The 275-nt window shown below is 63.6% G+C and carries 1 protein-coding gene; it reads right to left on the reverse strand.

What is annotated here, in order from left to right:
* A partial coding sequence (locus H2O73_RS21025) for an N-acetylmuramoyl-L-alanine amidase family protein (RefSeq protein ID WP_182110798.1) occupies positions 1-275 on the reverse strand: 275 nt, incomplete at both ends.

Consider the following 275-nt stretch of genomic DNA (forward strand, 5'->3'; position numbering starts at 1 on the left):
TGGGTCGCGGACTATGGAAGGCATCGGCATGGATGGAGACGAAGAAGTCTGCCTTCTGCTCACGTGCGATATGGGTGCGCTGGCGCAACCCCACGTAGTAATCGCTGTCGCGGATCATCACCGCACGGAACCCCTCGGCGGCATTGACGCGCTGCTGGAGGCGCTTGGCGATCTGCAACACTACGTCCTTCTCGCGGGTACCCGAGGGGCCGATGGCGCCAGGATCCTCGCCGCCATGGCCGGCGTCGATGGCGATGATGATATCGCGCTTGGGA

Source organism: Vibrio marinisediminis (genome assembly GCF_014050145.1).
Lineage (GTDB): Bacteria > Pseudomonadota > Gammaproteobacteria > Enterobacterales > Vibrionaceae > Vibrio > Vibrio marinisediminis.